This is a genomic window from Nocardia miyunensis NBRC 108239, assembly GCF_001613065.1.
GTDB classification, from domain to species: domain Bacteria; phylum Actinomycetota; class Actinomycetes; order Mycobacteriales; family Mycobacteriaceae; genus Nocardia; species Nocardia miyunensis.
This window is the reverse complement of the sequence record NZ_BDBQ01000001.1, coordinates 102056-122279: the sequence shown is the minus strand read 5'-3', so window position 1 is coordinate 122279 and position 20224 is coordinate 102056. Positions and strand designations below refer to the sequence as shown.

The window sequence follows — 20224 nt, the reverse complement described above, 5'->3', positions numbered from 1 at the left end:
GGAGGCTTCGTAGTAGTCCGAGGCCGGGAAAGCCGGTCACATGGCGAAGGGAGCCAGCAAGTCTGTGGTGGAAGGACTGGAATGCCGGGAGAGCACTGGTGAATACGAGTGAGCCGTCGATCGTCCTGTTGCGGGCCGAGCGGCGGGTACTGGAGATCCAGACCAAGCTGCACCGTTGGGCGAACGACGATCCTGATCGTCGGTTCGATGATCTGTTCAACCTCGTCACCGATCCCGCGTTTCTGCTGATCGCATGGGAGCGGGTTGCGGGGAACAAGGGCGCACGCTCGTCCGGAATCGACGGTATGACCGTCGGTTTCGTGCGGGAACGGATCGGCGTGGAGAACTTCCTCGCTGAGCTGCGGGACCAGTTGCGTGACCGCAGTTTCCGTCCACTGCCGGTCAAGGAACGACTGATCCCGAAGCCGGGGTCGCGCAAGCGGCGCCGATTGGGGATGCCGACCGTGGCCGACCGCGTGGTGCAAGCGTCGCTGAAGCTGGTGCTGGAACCGGTCTGGGAGGCGGACTTTCAGCCGTGTTCCTACGGATTCCGGCCCAACCGGCGAGCACACGACGCCATCGCCGAGACCGTGTTCCTGGCATCCAAGACTTATGAATGGGTGCTTGAGGGAGACATCGAGGCGTGTTTCGACGAGATCTCGCATCCGGCGCTCATGGACCGGGTGCGGCTTCGGATCGCAGACAGGCGGGTGCTCGCGCTGGTGAAGGCGTTCCTGAAGGCGGGTATCCTCGCCCCGGACGGCTTCGCCAGGGACAGCGTCAGGGGCACCCCGCAGGGTGGGATTCTGTCGCCGTTGTTGGCCAACCTCGCGTTGTCGGTTCTCGACGAGCATATCGCCGGAGCCGCTGGCGGGTTGCGGTCGACGACGAAGCAACGTGAGGTCCGGCGTCGGAAAGGGTTGCCCAACTATCGGATTCATCGATACGCGGATGACTTCGTGATTTTGGTGTCGGGCACTCGCGCGCATGCCGAGGCGCTGCTTCCGGAAGTGGCGGAAGTCTTGTCCACCGTCGGCTTGCGGCTGTCGATGGAGAAGACGTTGATCACCCATATCGACGAGGGCTTCGACTTTCTGGGGTGGCGCATCCAGCGACACCGCAAACGAGGCACCAACCGGCATTTCGTCTACAACTATCCGGCCAAGAAGGCCCTGCGGTCGATCAAGGCCAAAACCAAGGCGATCTGCCGGATCAACGTCAGCTTGCCGCTGGCAGTCCTGCTGCACAAGCTCAACAGTGTGCTGCGCGGCTGGACCACTTACTTCCGGCCCGGGGTGTCGGCCAGGGCCTTCCACTATCTGCGCATGATCGTATGGCGTCAGATCTTCGGATGGCTGCGGCGCAAACACCCCCGCACCGGATGGAAGGACCTGCGCCGCCGCTACTGCGACGGCGCATGGTGGCCCAAGGACGGGGACATTACGTTGTTCAACCCCGGGGCGGTGACGACAACCCGTTACCGACCCCGAGGATCGACGATACCTTTGCCCTGGCCGCTGGCCAGCTGACGATTCGAAAACCCCAGCGGGACTTGTGGAGAGCCGGATGCGGGGCCAACTCGCACGTCCGGTTCGGGAGGGCGGTGCGAAGAAACGGGCCGGGTGAAAGCCCGGAACCGCGCTTCGTGCCGACCCCACCACGACATCGCGATCGTCGACGAGGGCGGCAAGGTCGTGGCACGCACCAGGATCGGCAACGATGCACGCGGATTCGCCGAGTTGCTGACCATGCTGGCCGAGGCCGGTGACACACCCGCCGAACCGATCCCGGTCGCGATCGAAACCGACCACGGGCTGCTGCTGGCCGCGTTGCGCGCCACCAACCGGCCGATCTACCCGATCAACCCGCTCTCGGCGTCGCGCTACCGTTCCCGCCACCAGGTCTCGGGAGCCAAATCCGACGCTATGGACGCAGTCATGCTCGCCGACATACTGCGCACCGACATAGCAGCACACCGGCCGATGCCCGCCGATACCGAACTGGCACAAGCGATCCGAGTGCTGGCTCGCGCTCAGCAGGACGCAGTGTGGTCGCGTCAGCAGGTCGGCAACCAGGTCCGTTCGCTGCTCGAAGACTTCTACCCGGCCGCGCTGGACGCCTTCGCCGGCCTGCGGCCCGGTGGGCTGGCACGCGCCGAGGCCAGGGGCGTACTCACCGCGGCGCCCACCCCTGCTGCCGCGGCGGGACTGACCCGTGCAAAGCTGAGGAAACTGCTGGTCAAGGCCGGGCGTCAACGCAACATCGATACAGACGTGGACCGTCTGCTGGCGGTTTTCGCAACCACCCAGCTGCGGCAGCTGCCGATGGTCGAGAACGCGATGGGCATCCAGCTCACCACGCTGCTGGGCCAGTTCGACGCCGCCTGCCGCGCGGTCGACGAGCTCGCCGAGGCGGCGACCGCCCATTTTGACCGGCACCCGGACGCCAAGATCATCACCAGCTTCCCCGGCCTGGGGCAGCTGACCGGTGCCCGGGTGCTGGCCGAGATCGGCGACGACCCCGACCGATTCACCGATCCGCGCGGCCTCAAGGCCTACGCCGGATCCGCGCCCGTCACCCGCGCCAGCGGTAAGAAAACCGTTGTGCTGCACCGGCATATCAAAAACAAGCGCCTGGCCGCGGTCGGCCCGATCTGGACCCTGGCCTCGCTCACCGCATCCCCGGGCGCCCGCCGCCACTTCGACGCCCGCCGCGCCGCCGGCGACTGGAACCGCCAAGCCCAGCGACACTTGTTCAACAAATTCCTCGGCCAGCTTCACCACTGCCTGCGCACCCGCAACCTCTACGACGAACATCGAGCGTTTCAACCTCCCATCGCCCTCGCGGCTTGACTTTTAACTGCATGAGATGTCTTTCAGAGCCGGCTGACCTCGCCGCCGTCCATGACGACGACGGAACCGGTGACGAAATCGGACAGCGGCGAGGCCAGGTAGGCGACCATCGGCCCGAACTCGTCCGGCGCGCCCATCCGGCCGGCGGGGATCTTCCGCAGCCGTCTGGCCAGTATGTCCGGGGAATCGGTCACCGCGCTCTGGGCGTCGGTGGCGAAAGCGCCCGGTGCGATGGCGTTGACCTGGATGCCCTTCTTGGCCCATTCACCGGCGAGCGCCTTCGTGAACTGGAGTACCGCGCCTTTGGACGACGAGTAGGCCACCAGGGTCGGCTTGCCCTTGATGCCGGACGTGCTGGCGATGTTGATGATCTTGCCCGAGCCCTGCGCCAGCAGGTGCGGGGCGGCGGCGCGGGTCAGGACCGCCGGAGCGCGGACGTTGACGTCGAAGACCTCGTCCCAAACCTGTTGCGGCTGTTCGTCGAATCGTCCGGCGGGGGCGATCCCGGCGTTGTTGACGACGATGTCGAGACGGCCGAAGGCCTCGACCGCCGCTTGCGCGAGTGCTGCCACCGCGTCCATATCGCGCATATCGCAAGGGTGCACCGCGGTCTGTCGCGGAAATCTGGCATGCAACGCTTCCAGGGGCTCACGAGACCGGGCGGCGAGCAGCACCGAAGCGCCCTCGGTGAGCAACGCTTCCGCAGCGGAGGTCCCGAGTCCTCGGCTTGCGCCGGTGACTATCGCGACCTTGCCGTCGAGTCGCAGGTCCATCAATCGATCCTCTCGCTCTGACGCGTGGACGGCTGGCTCTCGCGTGATCGGAGATGCGGCTCCGGGGTTGCGCTCCGACCCTTGTCGAACCAGACATAATATGATTATATTTGGCATGTTAAACGTCGTGAACGGTAAGCACCAGTCCCAGTGACCGCGGGCAGTCGCGCGACGCGGGGCGGCGAGGACGAACAGCCGAATCGGTTGCAGCGCAATGAAGGAGAAGACAATGAGCGTGGAAGTCGCGATCAACGAGACCGCACGTTATCCGCACACCGCGGCGCAGGTGTGGCAGTTGTGCGGTGCCCCGGGGGAGATCAGTGCGTGGCTGCCGGCCGTGCAGAAGTCCTGGATGGAAGGCGATATCCGGTATGCGGAGTTGGCGGGGGGCGCGGGACAAGCGCGCGAGCGCATCACCGAGCACAACGACGAGCGGTACTACTACGTCTACGACTACATCGATGGACCGCTGGTGCTGAAGGACTTCAGTTCACGCTTCGCCGTGTCCGCCGCGGCCGACGGCGGCTGCGAGGTCGTGTGGACCGCGCGGTTCCGAGCCGACAGCGAGTCCGAGGGATCGGAACTGAAACAAGCGGTCGGCGGCATGTATCAGGGCGGCCTGCAGCGGATCGGAGAAGTCCTGCAGCCCGCCGGGGAGTGACCCGAAGCTACCTGATCAGTGACGAGCGCGGCATCCGAAGGAGATCGATGTGAATCCGAATGGGTTGCTACCCAGGGTGTTCGATGATGCAGACCGATACGACTCCCTCCGGCGCGAGGTTCGCGCCTTCCTGCGGGAGTGCCTGGATTCGGGGTCTTTCACCCCCGGAGTGGACACCTGGCTCACCGACTGGGATCCCCAGTTCTCCCGCAGTCTGGCGGCGCGCGGATGGATCGGCATGACGATACCCGTCGAATACGGCGGGCACGGACGTTCGCACGTCGAACGGTTCGTGGTCACGGAGGAACTTCTCGCCGCCGGGGCTCCGGTCGCGGCCCACTGGATCGCGGATCGTCAGATCGCGCCGTCGTTGATGCGATTCGGCACCGAGGAACAGAAGCATCGTTACCTGCCCGCCATCGCGAGCGGTGAGTGCTACTTCGGGATCGGGATGAGTGAACCCGATTCCGGATCCGACCTGGCCAGTGTGCGCACGAAGGCCGTTCGGGTAGCGGGCGGATGGCGGCTGACCGGAACCAAGGTCTGGACATCCGGCGCCCATCGCGCCGACGCGTTCTTCGCCCTCGCGAGGACCTCGCCGAAGGATGCGGCGGCTCGTCATGCGGGCCTGAGCCAGTTCATAGTCGACCTGCGATCGGACGGAATCGACATCCGCCCGATCATCTCCATGACGGGCAATCACCATTTCAACGAGGTGGTGATGGACGCGGTGTTCGTCGCGGACACGATGGTGCTGGGCAATATCGGCGACGGCTGGCGCCAGGTGACCTCCGAACTGGCCTTCGAACGTAGCGGCCCCGAGCGATTCCTGTCCACCTTCGCACTGCTGGCCGCGGGAGCGGAGCAGGCGGGTGCGGGTTGCCGGTTCGGCGACGACATCGGCCGGTTGATGGCTCGCATCACCGGCCTGCATCACATGTCCGCCGCGGTGGCCGGAGCACTACAGCGTGGCGAACGCGCGGACAGCGCGGCTGCCGTGGTCAAGCTGCTGGGGACGGCGACCGAGGGCGATATCGCCGAATGTGCTGATCTGTCGCTGGACCGTGGTGCGGAAACCAGCCGAGGCCGGCGATACCGGGAACTGGTCGACCTGGCCATCCTGCAGCGGCCCGGCTTCACATTGCGGGGTGGTACGACCGAGGTCCTCGAGGGTGTCGTGGCACGGGAACTAGGACTACGCTGATGAATTCGACTCCACTGATCGACCCCGAACTCGTCGCGTTGTTCGACTCGGTCTTCACCGCGCATCGCGACGTGCATACGGCTCCCGGCGGTTGCGTCGAGCTCGATCGGGATCTCTGGAAGGTCCTCGAGGAACTGGGGCTGGCGCGACTGACCGGCGCGGAGTCGCACGGCGGCAGCGGCGCCGACTGGCATGCGGCATCGGCGCTGCTGGGCTCTGCCGCGTCCGCTGCCGTCGCGATCCCGGTTGCCGAGCACGATCTGCTCGCTGGTTGGCTCCTGGAAACCGCTGGTCTGCCGATGACACCGGGCCTGCGGACCGCTTGCCTGACCGATGATTCGGGCTTCTCGCCCTCGGTGGGGTGGGCGCGAAACGCCGATTTCGTGGTCGCGCTTCGACACGATGGAGCCGATTGGGTGGTCGCCGACGTTCCGGCGAAGCACCTGGTTGTGTCCCCGGGACAGAATCTGGCGAATGAGCCGCGCGACACCGTCACGATCGAGGTCGGTGCGGTGACCTGGTCGCAGGTGCCCTCCGATACGGCCGAGATCTTCACTCTCCGTGGGGCGCTGGGGCGGGTGCTCCAGACTTGTGGCGCCATGGACCGGGTTGTCGAGCTGTGCCTCGGTCATGTGGCGAGCCGCGTGCAGTTCGGCCGGTCGCTGGCGAAATTCCAAGCGGTGCAACGACTTGTCAGTGCGATCGCCGCCGAGGCCGCTCTCGCACGGGCGGCCGCCGACGCGGCCGTCGCGCACGTCGCGCGGTCGGGCTGGGGTGATGCCCGTGCGTCGTTCGCCGTGGCGGTAGCCAAGTCGTGTGCGGGTCATGCGTCCTCGACGGTGGTTCGAAATGCCCACCAGATCCACGGGGCGATCGGTACCACCTTCGAGCATGATCTCCATCTGTATACGAACCCGGTTCTGGCCTGGCGGTCCGAATTCGGATCGACCGGCCGATGGGACAAGTTGCTTACCGATGCGGTCGTAGAGGCAGGGCCGGACGGCGCCTGGAGTCTTGCCACGACGACGGGGCCGTCGGCGGGCTGATCGACCCACCGGTCCCGGCCGGGTGGTCCGAACGGACCACCCGGCCGAAACCGTTGCCGTGCAGATGATTCCGCTGGGCTGGGTTATTTCGCCGGGAGTGGCGAATTGATGGTGGTGAAGTATTGCACGGCGGCCATGATCGCGATGGGTGCGGTGACCAGGAGCTGTCCGGCCAGAGTGCCCAGCGCGCCGATGGCGACGATGCCGCCGAGGCAGCCGATGGCGGCGGCGGGGATGAACGGGCCGAACATGCCGATGATGGTGGCGGCGGCGACGGTCGCGCCGGCGATGCCGCCGAGCAGGCATCCGATCGCGCCGCCGCCGACACCGCCGACGAGGGTTCCGATCGAGGCTCCGGTGATGATGGTGCTGCTCATCCGGTTCCAGGCGGCCTGTTCACGGTCGTACGGTGTTTTCCAGGGGGCGGTGTTGTCGAAGGGCAGGGCGACCGGCCGGTAGGAGGCGTGCGCGAGGTCGAACTGCGGGGTGAGGGTCGCGGTCCGGTCCTCGATGTGGGCGGTGATCGGAAAGGCGAAGTCGTCGACGCGGAAGGACAATTGGGTGCCCGCGACGTCGGTTCCGTTCGGGGCCTTGATCTTGAATACGCCGTTCTCGGTGGTCATCGACCCCGCGTCGGTGGATATGACGGTGGATTTGCCGCTGGTGGTGGACTTGAAGTTCACCACGCCGTCACTAGTGCCGGGAGCCGCGCCGGCGGATGTGGCTGTGCTGCTGAGCGCTGTGGCCAGCAATGCGGACGTAGCCGCGATCTTCATGCTCTTCATTTTCCCTCATCTGATTTTTCGCGACCCGCAGTTCTGCTCGTGCGGGAATTTGTGCAGAGCGCACACCGAATAGACGACCCTGTGCGGAAAATAGTCCGCGGTCGATTTGTCCGGGTGTAGATATCAATGCCGTTGGAACGGACCACTCGTCCCGGACGGCCGTTTCGCCTCATGGATGATTGCGAAGCTCATTTTCGATGCCATCGAGATCCGAATCGGATCGGTGTGTCATCGAGACCCGTTCATCCGAAGGTCGGTGCCGGATCGAGGTCGCTGCCGGGCTTCGATCGAAACTGTCGGCGCAGGGTGTGAGCGCTGATCGCACCCAGCACGCAGAACAGCAGGCACAGGGCGGGGATCGACATCAGTCCGGCCCTCGAGTTCTGCAGCGTGACGGCGACGAGCGGGGCGAATCCGCCGAGCACTCCGGCGAGCTGGAAACCGAGAGAGCCTGCGGTGTAACGCACTTCGGCGGGGAAGCTTTCGGCCACGAATGCCGGAACGACACCGTTGACCATCGCGTGACCACATCCCGTGTTGGCCAGCATGAGCACGAAGATGAGCGCCCGGTTGCCGGTGGGCAAGACCGCGAAATACGCGAACAGCAGCACTCCGTCGATGAGCAGTCCGCCGATGACCAGTTTGGTCCGGCCGATGCGGTCGGACACGGCTCCCCAGACCGGATTCATCACCACGACCAGCAGGGTGGCGACCGTGACCATCCACAGCATCGTGGTTCGCGGGATGTCGACGTGTTCGACCGCGTAACTGAGGCTGTATACGGTCAGCAGATACCAGCAGGCGAATACGCCGCTCATCACGAGCACGATGCCGATGATCGTCAAGGGCTGCTCGATCAGGGCCGCGCGAATCGGATTGCGTGGTCGCTCATCGGTCTCCTGTGCTTTCTTGAAGTCGGGAGTTTCCTCGAGTCCGTATCGCACCATCATTCCGACCGCGACGATGGCAGCGCTGAGCAGGAACGGAATCCGCCAGCCCCAGGTATTGAACGCATTGTCCGGTAGCAGCGTGACAAGTGCGAAAATCGCCGTGGCGATGACGGTTCCGCCTTGCGCGCCGGCGGTGGAGAAGCTTCCGTAGAAACCGCGTTTGTTCGCCGGTGCGTGCTCGACGGCGATCAGGACGGCTCCGCCCTGCTCGCCACCGACCGCGATTCCCTGCAACAGGCGCAGGACGACCAGCAGAATCGGCGCGAGTGCGCCGGCCGTCGCGTAGGTCGGTAGCACGCCGATCAATACCGTGGCGCCGCCCATCATGGCGATGGTCAACATCAGTGCCTGACGACGACCGAATCGGTCACCGATGTACCCGAAGACGAGTCCGCCGATCGGTCGCACCAGATAGCCGCTGGCGAAGGTCGTGAAGGACATGATGAGGGCGACGTGCGGGCTCACATCACGGAAGAACACCCGGCCGAATACGAGTGCTGCCGCTGTGCCGTAGATGACCAGGTCGTAGAACTCGATGACGGTGCCGAGAAAGGCCGCGGTGGCCGCGCGCCGGGGATTCGTTCGCGGCGGTTGCGATTCCTCGTGGGGGACAGCGGCTGCGGTCGGGGTCGTCATACCATCTCCCCGGCAGGTCCGCGGACACTACTAGATAAATGGTCATATGGAATGATCATAAATTCGAGCCCAGATGTGGTCAAGATTCGTTCCTCTCACTGCATGAACTGTGTGGCGCTTCGGCCGTTCGATCGAACGGGCTTCTCCCGGTATGGATTTCGTTCGAGTGCCGCGGTAGCGAGCTCTCAGGCGGCGGGGTGTGCGACCACGGCGCGGCAGTCAAGGGTGTGATCTGCCCAACACGTCTACGATGGCGTGAGTCTATACAGAAAGCAACATCCAAATACAAAAAATGTATAAGGCGGTGCCGTGTACGGGCGGGCCGGTGCGGTGGTCGGGCTCATTGCATCGGGCTGCATGCTCAACGAATTCACTGAATCGGCGCGGGCGCCTGGCGTACGCAATGCCGCACTGGGCTCTGCGGTTCGGAACTCGTCTTTGCAAGAACAGGCCGGTCGGTTCGCGTCTAGTATGTGGGACGTCGAAGCAATTTTCTGAGGTGAGCGGCATGTTGCGTCCGCGACAAGCAGACTGTTCGGGCCCTGTTCTCGACCCCGATGGGGCGACGAAGCCTGATCACTCACATGTCCGGAGGTGATCCGTCCGACACTCGGCGCGTGCCCCAGACGGTCGCGGCGGAGTCGAGTGCGGCCGGGTTCGAGGACGGCCAGGAGATCGGACGCGGAGGTTTCGGTGTTGTCTATCGCTGTACTTCTCCGGGAAACCTACCGCTCGCGCTCACGAGTTTCGTCGGTCGCCGAAGCGAGCTGACCGAGGCGCGGAACCTGCTGTCGGTCTCCCGTCTTGTGACACTGACCGGTATCGGTGGAGTCGGCAAGACGCGTTTCGCCCTGCAGGTCGCTACCGATGTCCGGAAGGGATTCGCCGACGGGGTGTGGTGGGTCGAGCTGGGCAAGCTACAGGACGGGTCGCTGATTGTGGACACGGTTGCCGCTGCCCTCGGGATCCGAGATTGGGCTGCGTGCCGACTCGACGACGTGGTGGCGGACTTTCTCGCCCCGCGGCAGTTGCTGCTCGTACTGGACAACTGCGAGCAAATCGTGGATGCGGCCGCGGCACTGGCTCAGATGCTGCTCCGCCGTTGCCCGGACTTGCGGATCCTGACCACTAGTCGCGAATCCCTCACTATCGAGGGGGAAGCGGTGTTGCGTGTGCCGCCGCTGAGCATCCCCGACCTGGATCACCCACCGACCCTACGTGGGCTACCCCGATACGACGCCGTGACATTGTTCGCGCAGCGTGCCGCCGCCGCAGTGCCGGGGTTCGAGCTCACCGAGGACAACCGTGTCACGGTGGCCCGGATCTGCCGACAGCTCGACGGCCTGCCGCTGGCGATCGAGTTGGCGGCGGCACGGTTACGGGCGATGTCGCCCGAGCAGATCCTCGAGCGCCTCACCGACCGGTACACATTGCTTACCTCGGGCACCCGCCTGGCACCGACACGCCAGCAGACGCTCCGACTGTCCATCGACTGGAGCTACGACCTGTGCACACCACGGGAACAGCAGGTATGGGCCCGGGTGGCGGTGTTCGCAGGCAGTTTCGAACTGGACGCGGCAGAGGACATCTGCACCGCGGATCTGGCTCCGCAAGAGTTGCTCGATTCGTTGACCTCACTGGTCGACAAGTCGATCCTGATCCGTGAGAACGCAGGCCCAGCGGTGCGATTCCGCATGCTGGACACACTGCGCGACTACGGTCGGGAGAAGTCCGAGCAATCCGGTGAACATCCGGTACTCCGTCGCCGGCATCGGGACTGGTACCAGCGGTTGGTGTTGCGGGTGGAGGCCGAGTGGGTCGGCCCCCGGCAGCGGGAGTGGATCGCGCGCCTCGAGCGGGAACAACCGAACCTGCATGAAGCGATAAAGTTCTGCCTGCATGGGTCTGGCGATGACATAACTGCCGGGTTGCGGATCACTTCTGCCTTGTTCCAGTTCTGGCTCTCGCGCGGCATGCTCAGTGAGGGACGGCACTGGCTCGACAGTGCACTGGCCCACGCGTCCGGGCAGCCGACCGCAGCACGAGTGGAAGCCCTGTACGCCGACAGCATGCTGGCTGAAGTGCAAGGAGTGATCGAATTCGCGGCAGCGCGGGTCGAAGAGGCACGGGCTGTGGCAGAGCAGACGACGGACCCCCTGATCCACGCCCGCGTCGCCCATGCGGAAGGACTCCTGGCCCTCTACAGCGGCGATATTCCCCTCGCCTGTACCCGCTTGGAGGAAGCCCTCGTGGTGTTCGGCGGCCGCCGTGTCCTAACAGACCGGGTGTGGATTCTGATGATGCTGGGGCTGGCATACGAATTGCGGGGAGACACCCAGCGAGCCGTCACCTCTCATCAACAGGTGCTCGACATCACCGAAGCCCACGGGGAATCGGTCTTTCGGTCGTACTCGTTGTGGGCCATGGGGGTGGCGGTCTGGCAGCAGGGCGACCGCAGCCGAGCGGTTCGGTTACTGGAACAGTGCCTGCGGCTGACCAGGGTGCTGGACGAACCGATACTTGCCGCCGTGACCCTGGAGGCAATGGCGTGGGTCGCGGCCAATCAGGACAACGCGCAACGCGCTGCCATTCTGCTGGGAGCCGCCGAAGCCCTGGCCCGGTCGGTGGGAAGTTCCTCGGTACTGTTCCATAACCTGCTTGCCCACCACGAAGACTGCGAGCGGCAGACCCGCCAGGCGCTCGGTAAGCGAGCATTCGACGCCGCCCTCCGCAAGGGTGGAGCCCTGAGGTTCGAGCAAGCCGTCGCCTACGCCCTCGGCGAGAACGCCCCGCCCTCGGCGCCGATCGCTGGTAGCACGACGAGCCTGACCAAACGTGAGTGGCAGGTCGCCAACCTGATTTCCCAGGGCCTGACCAACAAGGCCATCGCCAATCAGCTCGTGATATCCGAACGAACCGTGCATGGCCACGTGGAACACATTCTCACCAAGCTCGGGTTCACCTCACGTGCCCAGATCGCGGCGTGGGTCGTCGACCACGCACAAGATGAGCGTTCCTGAGTAATGCCCGACCATCCCAGCGAACATCTCTCGAGGTGAACCGACTCTCATGGCACGGTGAGTGCCTGTTCGAGTCTCGCTCGGAATGCCTGTCTGGTGATGCCGAAGCGGGTGAAGATCTCTTCGGCTGGGGGTTCGCCGAACGGCAGCCATATCTCCGCGAGGCGGATCATCTCGTCGGTTTCGCTGTAGGTGTACGGCGGCGGCGCCTGGCGGGTTCGCCGGGACAGATCGCGCGTCTGGCGGTACAGGCGGATGCGCTGAGCGAGCCGCGGTTGCGAATACGTGGCTGGGGCGATGGGCATGGAACCAGGGCTTTCGTCGTGGAGGTGAAGGGTGACGACAGTCCATCACCTATTTGGTCCAATCATAATACAGTCAGACCAAATGGTCGGCAATAGCCCGGCGACCGGAATCGGTCGCCGGGCATCCACGGTCAGCGCACGTCGAGATAGATGCTCTTGATGTCCTGGTATGCCGACAGGCCCTCCGGGCCCAGCTCGCGGCCCATGCCGCTGTGCTTGATTCCGCCGAACGGGGCGGTCGGATCGTTGACATAGCCGTTGATTCCCACCGTGCCCGAGGCGATACGGCGGGCGAAGGCAGCGCCTCGCTCGGGGTCCGCTGTCCACACAGTGCCGCCGAGCCCGTAGTCGGAACTGTTGGCGATGGCCACCGCTTCGGCCTCGTCGGCATAGGGGATCACCGACAGTACGGGGCCGAAGATCTCCTCCTGGGCAATGGTGTGATCAGGGCGCACGTCGGCGAAGACCGTCGGTTCGACGAACCACCCGCGGTCGCCGGCCCGACCCCCGCCCACGGTGACGCGGCCGCCGTCCTCGCGTCCGACGGCGATATAGCCTTCGACCCGATCGCGTTGGCGGGCCGAGACCAGCGGGCCCATCCGGGTGTCGTCGGACAGGGGGTCGCCGACGGTGATTGTCTTGACGAGATCCGTTACGGTGTCGACGATTTCGTCGTAGCGCGCGGCCGGGGCCAGTACGCGGGTGCACAACCAGCAGATCTGGCCGTTGTTCAACATCGTTGCGCTGAAGAAGGATTCGATGTCGTCGGCGAGGTTCGCGTCGTCGAGCACGATGGCGGCGGACTTGCCACCCAGTTCCAGGGTCACGGGCCGCAGCAGTTCGCCGCAGGTGCGTGCGATCGATCGTCCTGCCGCGGTAGATCCGGTGAATGAGACCTTGTCCACGCCCGGATGGCTCACGAGGTAGGCGCCGAGTGCGCGGCTGCCGGGCACCACATTGAGCACGCCGGGCGGCATACCGGCCGCATGCGCGGCCTCTGCCATGAGGAATGCGTCGAGGACGGTTTCGGGGGCCGGTTTGAGCACGACGGTGCAACCGGCCGCCAGCGCCGGAGCGATCTTGAGGAAGGTGATTGCTTGCGGCACGTTCCACGGCACGATCGCGCCGACCACGCCGATCGGCGAACGAGTCACCATCGTGGAGCCGCCCAGCATCCCGGGACGGATGTCGTCGGCCTGCTCGGCGACCATCGTGCCGTAGTACTGCAGAAGCATTGCGGGAAAACCGCTTTCGAACTGCCGCGCGAGGCTGATCGGCATCCCGTTCTGACTGCTGACCCGGATCGCGGTCTCCTCGCCACGCTCCTGTAGTTGTTCGGCGAATCGTTCGAGCACTTCCGCGCGGCGTTTGCCGTCCCAGTGCGCCCATCCGACCGGATCGTCGAAAGCTGTTCTGGCTGCGGCGACCGCGGCGTCGACATCGGCTTCGCTGCCCTCGGGCGCGGAGCCGATGCGTTCTTCGGTGCTCGGCGAGATCACCGGGATGATCGAGGTGGTGGCCGGTGCGGCCCAGCGTCCGCCGAGATAGAGATCGGTGTAATCGATGGTCATGATCGTGCTTTCTGCATGGGGTGGTTCAGTCGTGGACGAGGACCGGTTTGAGGACCTCGCCTCGGTGCTGTGCCGCGATGGCGTCGTTGATCTTGGTGAAGGGGAAGGTCGTCACCAGCTTGTCGATGGGGAACCGTCCGGCCCGGAACAACTCGATCAGTTCGGGGATGAACTCGTCGGGGACGCTGTCGCCCTCGATGATGCCGACGACGGTGATGCCCAGAACCAGTGCTTCGATGACCGTAAGCGGTAGTGCCGCTTCGGGATTCGCGGGTACGCCGATGAGGCCCAGTTTGGCGTGGAAGGTCATCGACCGCACGAGGCCCTCGATGACCGCCGGGATGCCCGAGGTATCGATGGCGTAGTCGACGCCCTCGGCGACGATCGCGCGGACCTGCTCGGCGACCGGTCCGGCGGCCGGGTCGACGGCATGCGTGGCGCCGAGTTCCAGTGCCAGGGCCCGTCGCGACGCGTGCGGTTCGACCACGATGATGTTCGCGCATTCGCGAACCGCGGCCGCCATGACCGCCGCCAAGCCGACCGAGCCCGCACCGGCGACCAGCAGCGACGAGCCCGCGCGGCAGGCGAGCGAGCGCATGACCGCGCCGGCGCCGGTCTGGATTCCGCAGCCGATCGGCGCGACGATCTCGGCCGGAAGGTCGGTGGGCACCTTCACGACATTGCGTTCCAGCGCCAGGCTGTAGGTGGCGAAGGAGGACTGCCCGAAGAACAGTCCGGTGATCGACTCGCCGTTCGCGGACAGGGGACCGGTGCCGTCGGTGCGCTCGCCGTCGTAGTTGAGATGCATGAAGTTGTGGCAGTAGGAAGGGAATTCGCCACGGCAGGCCGGACAGGTCCCGCAGCTGGCGAACGTGATGCCGACTCGGTCGCCCGGCGCGACCTTGGTGACGCCCTCGCCCACTGCTTCGACCACACCGCAGCCTTCGTGGCCGAATACCGCGGGGAGGCTGACAGGGAGTGCGCCGTCACGCGCGGCCAGGTCCGTGTGGCAGATTCCGACGGCTTCCACCCGCACCAGGACCTCACCGGTCTTCGGGCCGTCGATGGTGATGGTCTCGAGCGAGAATTCGCTCTGTGGGGCGCGGGCGACCGCGGCGAGTGCTTGCATGATCAGATCCTTCGTGGTGTTCGCGTGCTGGCGCCCGCGGCAATCGGTGTGTGATCGGGGGTTTGCGCGACCTCGCGCAGCGGGGTGCCGATGTCGGCCAGCGCGGTCCGGTTCAAGGGCGTCCGGTTTCCGATGAATTTCTTGCCCGCCATGAAATCGGCTGCGGCGTTTATAGTTTCGACGGTGCGGGGGATGCCGTCGGCGTCCAGGTGGAACACCGAGCACGAGCCGGTGCCGGGATCGCCGCGCAGTACCGCCTCGGTTCCGGGGGCGAGAACGCCCGCCATCTTCATCTTCAGGTCGAACTGGTCCGACCAGAACCACGGCACCTCGTGCGGGGGAATCGCCGTGCCGGTGATGACGGCGGCCGCCTGTTTGGCCTGCTCTGTGGCGCTCGGAATGCTTTCCAATCGCACGAGCGTGCCCAGTCCGTCATGCATCCGGTGGGTGACGTCGCCGATGGCCAGGATGCGCGGGTCACTGGTCCGGGCGGCGTTGTCGACGACGATCCCGGCCATGCACTCCAAGCCCGCGGACCGGGCGAGCCCGTCCTCGGGTATCGCACCGATTCCGACAATTACTGTGTCGCAGTCAATTTCGCGACCGTCGCCGAGCCGGATGCCGCACACTCGGCCGTCGCGGCCGAGGAGCTCCTCGACGGCGGCCCCGATGAGGATCCGGGTGCCGCGGGCGCGATGGCTGTCGGTGAGAATGCGTGACAGTTCCGGGCTGGCCACTCGGGCCAGGACCCGCTCCTCGCGTTCGATCACGGTGACATCGCAGCCGCGAGCTCGCGCGGCGGCCGCGACCTCCAGCCCGACATAGCCCGCACCGACGATAGCCAGGCGCGATCCGGCCAGAACAGCGGTCCGCAGCTCTTCGGCATCGCCGAGCGTGCGCAGGGCCAGTACCCCGGACAGATCGGCTCCCGGGATCGGCAGCGCGCGAGGACTGGCGCCGGTCGCCAGGACGAGCGTGTCGTAGGTGAGAGTGACCCCGGATCGAGTCGTCGCCGTGCGGGCAGCGCGATCGACGCGAACAACGGGATCGTCCAGGCGAAGCTCGATATCGTTGTCGGCGTAGAAGGATTCGGGTCGCAGCCACTGGACGTAGTCGTCGCCGTCGTACTTCTTCGACAGTGGTGGCCGTTGGTAGGGCGGCACGGATTCGGCCCCGGCCAGGACGACCCGGCCGGTGAACTTCTCCTGCCGGAGCAGGCCGGCGAGTGTCGCACCGGCCTGTCCCGCACCGACGATCACCACGGTGGGTGTCGGATCAATCGTGTTCACGACTGTTACCGGTCGAACTCGATCACGACCGGCATGTTCTTCAGGCCGCCGACGAAGTTGGTCTGAATGAATTTGGTGTCGCCGGTCGGTGTGATCGACTTCACGTGCGGCAGCAGCTCTTCGAGCATGATGCGCAGCTCGAGCTTGGCCAGATGCTGCCCGATGCACATGTGCGGGCCGTAACCGAACGCGATGTGCTTGTTGGGGCGACGGGTGAGGTCGAAACGGTCCGGATTCGGATTGGCATCGGCGTCACGGTTGCCGGACTGGTAGAGCAGCATGAAGCGGTCGCCGGCGTGGATCTCGCGCCCGCGCAGGGTGTAGTCCTGCGTCGCCATCCGCATGAAATGCTTCACCGGGGACGCCCAGCGCAGCGACTCGTTGACTAGGTGGGGGACCAGCGACAGATCGTTGCGGACGAGTTCGAGCTGCTCCGGGTTGCGGGCCAGTTCGAGTATGCCGCCGGCCAGGGTGCTCGAGGTCGTGTCGTGACCGGCGGTCGCGATGGCGATGAAGTAGCCGTAGGCGACCTCGTTCTTGTAGTACTCGCCGTTCGCGTCGCGGCCCGATGCGATGACCGTGGCCAGATCATCACGCGGGTTCGCGCGCCGATCCTGAAGCAGGGTCTCGAAATACGCGAAGAAGTCCTGGATCGTGGCCACCCATTGCCGAGCCGCCGCGTCCGGGGTGAGCGGTTCGACGTCATCGCGCGCGGCATCGGGGTCCGCGGTGCCGAAGAACTCCTGGGTCAGCGACATCATCCGGGGCTCATCGGTTTCCGGAACACCGAACAGGCTCATGATGACGTGCAGCGGATACTGCAGCGCGAAATCCTTGACGAAGTCGATCCGTCCGTCGGTCTCGAGCAGTCGCGCGACCGACGCCTTGGCCAGGCCGCGGATGACCGTCTCCCACTGCGCCAGGTTCTGCGGCCGAAACCAGTCCAGCGCGATGTCCTTGATCTCGGTGTGCTCCGGCGGATCGAGGTAGGTGAGGGTTTCCAGGATCCGCAGGCTGCCGTTGTTGATGCTCTTGGTGAACTCGTCTCCGGCCTGATTGGCCAGGATCGGGTTGACCGAACCCTTGTCCTCGCCGCCGGCGCTGGTGAAGATCTCGGGCTGCCGCTCGATCTCCATGATGTCGGCGTGCTTGCTGACCAGCCACAGCGGGTCGTAACCCTCGACGACCGCGCGGCCCAGCGGATTGTTCTCGCGCAACCAGTCGTAGGCCGCGAACAGCGCGTCGTTGTCACGGTGGCCCTCGGGAAGGACGATCTGCCGGGCGACGGTGTCCGGGATCAACTCGGTGGCCTGCTCCGTGGTGCTCATAAATCTCTCCTCGCTCGATCGGGAAGTGTTCCCAGCGTGTCAGCGAGGCAGGTGAGTCACATCACACCGATGTCGGAACACTGTCGGCCGAAAGGGGGTAATTGCGGTCGGTTCTCACCCCGATGGCGGGCAGTATTCGACCGTCGTGGGGATGTGGGGATTCCGGATCGCTTCGCAGACTGAAATCGCTTCACTCAGCGTTCATCTCGTCAGGAGGACACCATGCCCACCGTTGTCTATCAATTGCCCGATGGCTCGGCCAGCTCGGTCGACGTGCCCGCGGGGCAGACAGTGATGGACGGATCCGTGCGCAACAATCTGCCGGGCATCGTCGCCGAATGCGGCGGCAGCTGTTCGTGCGCCACCTGCCACGTGTACGTCGAAGGGGCTTCGGCCGCGGCGTTCGGTGAACCGTCGATGGAGGAACAGGATCTGCTCGAGTACCTCGAGGGGGCGCGCCCCTGCTCCCGGCTGGCCTGTCAGCTGGTACTGAACCCGGATATAGATACCGTCACCGTGACGGTGGCGCAATCGGACGGTGTGTGAGACCGGCGGTGGAGTGGCGGGCGATCAACTCACTGCGGTTGGTCGCCCCCAGCTTTCGCAGGATGCGTTTGACATGGGACTTCACCGTGTCGACGGTGATCACCAGTTCGGTGGCGATGGCGGTATTGGACGAGCCGGTGAGTATCAGGCGCAAGACCTCGCTCTCCCGCTCGGTCAGCCGCTCCGCCCACGGCGGTGTGGCCGGGCCCGGTTCGGCGGCGGCCGGTGCCTCGTTGTGGTTCTCGCGCGCGATGCCGCTCGAGCGCAGGAGATCGAGCTGTCGCGCTCGTCGCGCGGTCAGGCCCAGTCGCTGTAGGCAGCCACCGAGCATCTCGATCAGTAGGGTTGCCGAATCATGCTGCGCGGCAGCGGGTTTCCCGGAAATGTGAATCAGGACCACAGGAATGCCGTCGACAGCGGCGGCCATGATTGTGCAGCCGTCGGGAAACAGGTGGCGTAATTCGTCGACCGGCTGACCGATGGTCGGCGCGCTTGCGGGAACCACCACGCGCGACTCCGCCGATCCCGGCCTCAGTGCGTAGGCTGACGGGATTTCGTTCCCGGCATCGGCGCTGTAGGCCGCGACCGGTGCCGCGGTGTCCGAGTCGATACCGGATGCGATGACGCGATCGGCGGAGCAGATATCGGCCAGCGCGCGACATGCGCGCTGCAGAAGGTCGATGCTGGAGGTGGACGCGGTCAGGTCCGCCACTGCTCGCTCGAGTCGTTGAGCATTGCGGCGCAATTCGTCGATCTCGTTGTCTCGCAGCGACTTTTCTCGGTCGAGTTGATCGGCGAGCCGACGGCCGAGTTCGATCAGATCCGGTCCGGAGGCGTTGCGCATGGCGGCGACCAGATCGGCGGCACTCGCCGCCTGGTTGTCGGCGCTCACGCGGCTGGTTTCGGCAACGACCGGCGGCCTGCGTACAGCGCGGCAGCTTCGGCCCGGGTGCTCACTCCGATCTTCTTGAATATGCGCTGTACGTGCGATTTCACCGTGCCGTCGGAAATGCAGAGTTGGCGTGATATCGCCGCGTTGGTGGCGCCGGCGGCGATGAGTGTCAGTACATCGCGCTCGCGTGCGGTGAGCGCTGCCGGGTAATCCGCGGTGGGCGTGGAATATTCGTATTCCTTGCGCTGCTCGCCCGGGCGCTGTTCGATGTCGTCGAGGGTCACTCCGCTGTGTTCGAGCGCGTGCAGCGCGCGGTTGAGCCGTTCCAACTCCGCGGTGGTGCGCCGGTTCTGCTCGGCGATCGCGGCACGCAACCGCGCCGATTCGGTGGCCAGCGCACATGCCTGCGCGAGGGTGGTGATCAGGTGGAAGTCCGCCTCGTTCAGATCGTTGTCGTGGCGGTCGACATGGATGATCGCGATCGCGCGATCAGCGACGACGACGGGTACCGCGAGATACCCGGCGGGTCGGCTCAGGTCGAGCAGCGGGCGATAGGTGTGCCGATTGACTTCGGACGGCCCGACCGCATAGGGGCGTCGGCGTCGGACCAGTTCCGCTTCGCGCGGGGCGTCGTGCAACGGGATCGAACTGCCGTCGACGGCGGCGACCAGTGGATCGAAGGCGCCGCGCAGTTCGGGGTTGACCGAGATCGAGACCGGTGACCAGGACGACCCGGAGACCGCCGAGTACATGGCCTTGCCATAGCCCAGCGCGGTGCACAGCTCGCTGGTCAGGACCGTCGACAGGCAGGTGGTTCCAGCGCTGTCGATCGCCCGGGCCACCCTGGTCAGACCGCTGAACTGTCTGCTGTGTACTCGCACCCGTCGCGCGATGTCGGCGCGGATGGCGGTGTCGACAGTGGTCAGAATCGTCGCCACTTCGATGGTGACCTCGGGCGAGGGAAGTCCGGTGCGTAGTGCGTGACTTGCGTAATCGCGCACCAGCGACAGGCTCGGGTTGAACTCCTGCAGCCGCAACAGCTCCGGATCCGGGCCGATCAACTCCACCAACTGTGCGAAGGCTTGTTCGGCGACATTGCTGTCGCTGCTGCGCCCGGTATGCGTCGTCGCTGACTGCACAACCACTTTCCACTCCTCGCACAATCGGTCACCGACGTGCGGCGGTGGTTCGTCGACGACGACGTCATGTGACCCAGCGCACATCATAACATGTATAT

General features: G+C 65.4%; 16 protein-coding genes and 1 pseudogene. 7 read left to right on the top strand and 10 right to left on the bottom strand.

The features are described from left to right. Positions 1-98 precede the first annotated feature (98 nt). Both ltrA and NM2_RS00535 read left to right on the top strand, forming a co-directional pair. Positions 99-1529 (top strand): group II intron reverse transcriptase/maturase, encoded by a 1431-nt coding sequence (gene ltrA / locus NM2_RS00540; protein WP_067662264.1) that lies wholly within the window; start codon positions 99-101, stop codon positions 1527-1529. A 93-nt stretch (positions 1530-1622) separates the two neighbouring features. Further along, positions 1623-2852, top strand: a complete 1230-nt coding sequence (locus tag NM2_RS00535) for an IS110 family RNA-guided transposase (RefSeq protein ID WP_067662261.1) — start codon at positions 1623-1625, stop codon at positions 2850-2852. A 23-nt stretch (positions 2853-2875) separates the two neighbouring features. On the opposite strand, the gene NM2_RS00530 is transcribed toward NM2_RS00535, so the two are convergent. Next, positions 2876-3625 (bottom strand): SDR family NAD(P)-dependent oxidoreductase, encoded by a 750-nt coding sequence (locus NM2_RS00530; RefSeq protein WP_067662258.1) that lies wholly within the window; start codon positions 3623-3625, stop codon positions 2876-2878. 229 nt (positions 3626-3854) lie between these two features. On the opposite strand from NM2_RS00530, the gene NM2_RS00525 reads away from it, so the two are divergent. From NM2_RS00525 to NM2_RS00515, 3 genes are read left to right on the top strand one after another with little or no spacing between them, the layout of a single operon-like run. Continuing rightward, the gene (locus NM2_RS00525; RefSeq protein ID WP_067662255.1) at positions 3855-4286 is read left to right on the top strand and encodes an SRPBCC family protein; all 432 of its coding nucleotides are present in this window, start codon (positions 3855-3857) and stop codon (positions 4284-4286) included. Between the two features lie 49 nt (positions 4287-4335). Further along, entirely contained in the window at positions 4336-5490 is a 1155-nt protein-coding gene (locus NM2_RS00520) for an acyl-CoA dehydrogenase family protein (protein WP_067662252.1), read from the top strand. After that, entirely contained in the window at positions 5490-6536 is a 1047-nt protein-coding gene (locus NM2_RS00515) for an acyl-CoA dehydrogenase family protein (protein ID WP_067662249.1), read from the top strand. The genes NM2_RS00520 and NM2_RS00515 overlap by 1 nt, the downstream gene beginning before the upstream one ends. Positions 6537-6619: 83 nt before the next feature. Here NM2_RS00515 and NM2_RS00510 read toward each other — a convergent pair whose 3' ends face one another. Then, a complete protein-coding gene (locus tag NM2_RS00510) occupies positions 6620-7321 on the bottom strand; it encodes a DUF8020 domain-containing protein (RefSeq protein ID WP_067662246.1) in 702 nt (233 codons plus the stop codon). 242 nt (positions 7322-7563) lie between these two features. Beyond that, the gene (locus tag NM2_RS00505) at positions 7564-8907 is read right to left on the bottom strand and encodes an MFS transporter (RefSeq protein WP_067662243.1); all 1344 of its coding nucleotides are present in this window, start codon (positions 8905-8907) and stop codon (positions 7564-7566) included. 719 nt (positions 8908-9626) lie between these two features. On the opposite strand from NM2_RS00505, the pseudogene NM2_RS00500 reads away from it, so the two are divergent. After that, positions 9627-11927, top strand: a pseudogene (locus tag NM2_RS00500) (ATP-binding protein); the annotation flags it as partial. A 47-nt stretch (positions 11928-11974) separates the two neighbouring features. Here NM2_RS00500 and NM2_RS00495 read toward each other — a convergent pair. The 5 genes from NM2_RS00495 to NM2_RS00475 form a co-directional block, all read right to left on the bottom strand. Further along, positions 11975-12232 carry a hypothetical protein gene (locus tag NM2_RS00495; RefSeq protein WP_067662240.1) on the bottom strand — a complete coding sequence of 86 codons (258 nt, stop codon included), beginning with the start codon at positions 12230-12232 and terminating at the stop codon, positions 11975-11977. A gap of 131 nt (positions 12233-12363) precedes the next feature. Beyond that, a complete protein-coding gene (locus tag NM2_RS00490) occupies positions 12364-13803 on the bottom strand; it encodes an aldehyde dehydrogenase (RefSeq protein WP_174575587.1) in 1440 nt (479 codons plus the stop codon). Between the two features lie 25 nt (positions 13804-13828). Then, positions 13829-14932 (bottom strand): NAD(P)-dependent alcohol dehydrogenase, encoded by a 1104-nt coding sequence (locus NM2_RS00485; protein WP_067662234.1) that lies wholly within the window; start codon positions 14930-14932, stop codon positions 13829-13831. A gap of 2 nt (positions 14933-14934) precedes the next feature. Continuing rightward, positions 14935-16221, bottom strand: coding sequence for an NAD(P)/FAD-dependent oxidoreductase (locus NM2_RS00480; protein ID WP_084530334.1), 1287 nt, complete (start codon positions 16219-16221; stop codon positions 14935-14937). 5 nt (positions 16222-16226) lie between these two features. Beyond that, positions 16227-17549 (bottom strand): cytochrome P450, encoded by a 1323-nt coding sequence (locus NM2_RS00475; RefSeq protein ID WP_067662231.1) that lies wholly within the window; start codon positions 17547-17549, stop codon positions 16227-16229. A 222-nt stretch (positions 17550-17771) separates the two neighbouring features. Here NM2_RS00475 and NM2_RS00470 point away from each other — a divergent pair, with 222 nt between their 5' ends. Then, the gene (locus tag NM2_RS00470) at positions 17772-18095 is read left to right on the top strand and encodes a 2Fe-2S iron-sulfur cluster-binding protein (protein WP_067662228.1); all 324 of its coding nucleotides are present in this window, start codon (positions 17772-17774) and stop codon (positions 18093-18095) included. Here the strand turns inward: NM2_RS00470 and NM2_RS00465 are convergent. Both NM2_RS00465 and NM2_RS00460 read right to left on the bottom strand, forming a co-directional pair. Next, the gene (locus NM2_RS00465) at positions 18061-18987 is read right to left on the bottom strand and encodes a helix-turn-helix transcriptional regulator (protein ID WP_157120817.1); all 927 of its coding nucleotides are present in this window, start codon (positions 18985-18987) and stop codon (positions 18061-18063) included. The genes NM2_RS00470 and NM2_RS00465 overlap by 35 nt on opposite strands. Beyond that, positions 18984-20132, bottom strand: coding sequence for a helix-turn-helix transcriptional regulator (locus NM2_RS00460; RefSeq protein WP_245717762.1), 1149 nt, complete (start codon positions 20130-20132; stop codon positions 18984-18986). Before NM2_RS00460 ends, NM2_RS00465 begins: the two co-directional genes overlap by 4 nt. Between the last annotated feature and the right edge of the window lie 92 nt (positions 20133-20224).

What these genes read in the sequence shown, in the direction of transcription:
- NM2_RS00530 (WP_067662258.1), bottom strand. Translation starts at nt 3,625, where the DNA reads ATGGACCTGCGACTCGACGGCAAGGTCGCGATAGTCACCGGCGCAAGC.
- NM2_RS00525 (WP_067662255.1), top strand. Translation starts at nt 3,855, where the DNA reads ATGAGCGTGGAAGTCGCGATCAACGAGACCGCACGTTATCCGCACACC.
- NM2_RS00515 (WP_067662249.1), top strand. Translation starts at nt 5,490, where the DNA reads ATGAATTCGACTCCACTGATCGACCCCGAACTCGTCGCGTTGTTCGAC.
- NM2_RS00510 (WP_067662246.1), bottom strand. Translation starts at nt 7,321, where the DNA reads ATGAAGAGCATGAAGATCGCGGCTACGTCCGCATTGCTGGCCACAGCG.
- NM2_RS00505 (WP_067662243.1), bottom strand. Translation starts at nt 8,907, where the DNA reads ATGACGACCCCGACCGCAGCCGCTGTCCCCCACGAGGAATCGCAACCG.
- NM2_RS00495 (WP_067662240.1), bottom strand. Translation starts at nt 12,232, where the DNA reads ATGCCCATCGCCCCAGCCACGTATTCGCAACCGCGGCTCGCTCAGCGC.
- NM2_RS00490 (WP_174575587.1), bottom strand. Translation starts at nt 13,803, where the DNA reads ATGACCATCGATTACACCGATCTCTATCTCGGCGGACGCTGGGCCGCA.
- NM2_RS00485 (WP_067662234.1), bottom strand. Translation starts at nt 14,932, where the DNA reads ATGCAAGCACTCGCCGCGGTCGCCCGCGCCCCACAGAGCGAATTCTCG.
- NM2_RS00475 (WP_067662231.1), bottom strand. Translation starts at nt 17,549, where the DNA reads ATGAGCACCACGGAGCAGGCCACCGAGTTGATCCCGGACACCGTCGCC.
- NM2_RS00470 (WP_067662228.1), top strand. Translation starts at nt 17,772, where the DNA reads ATGCCCACCGTTGTCTATCAATTGCCCGATGGCTCGGCCAGCTCGGTC.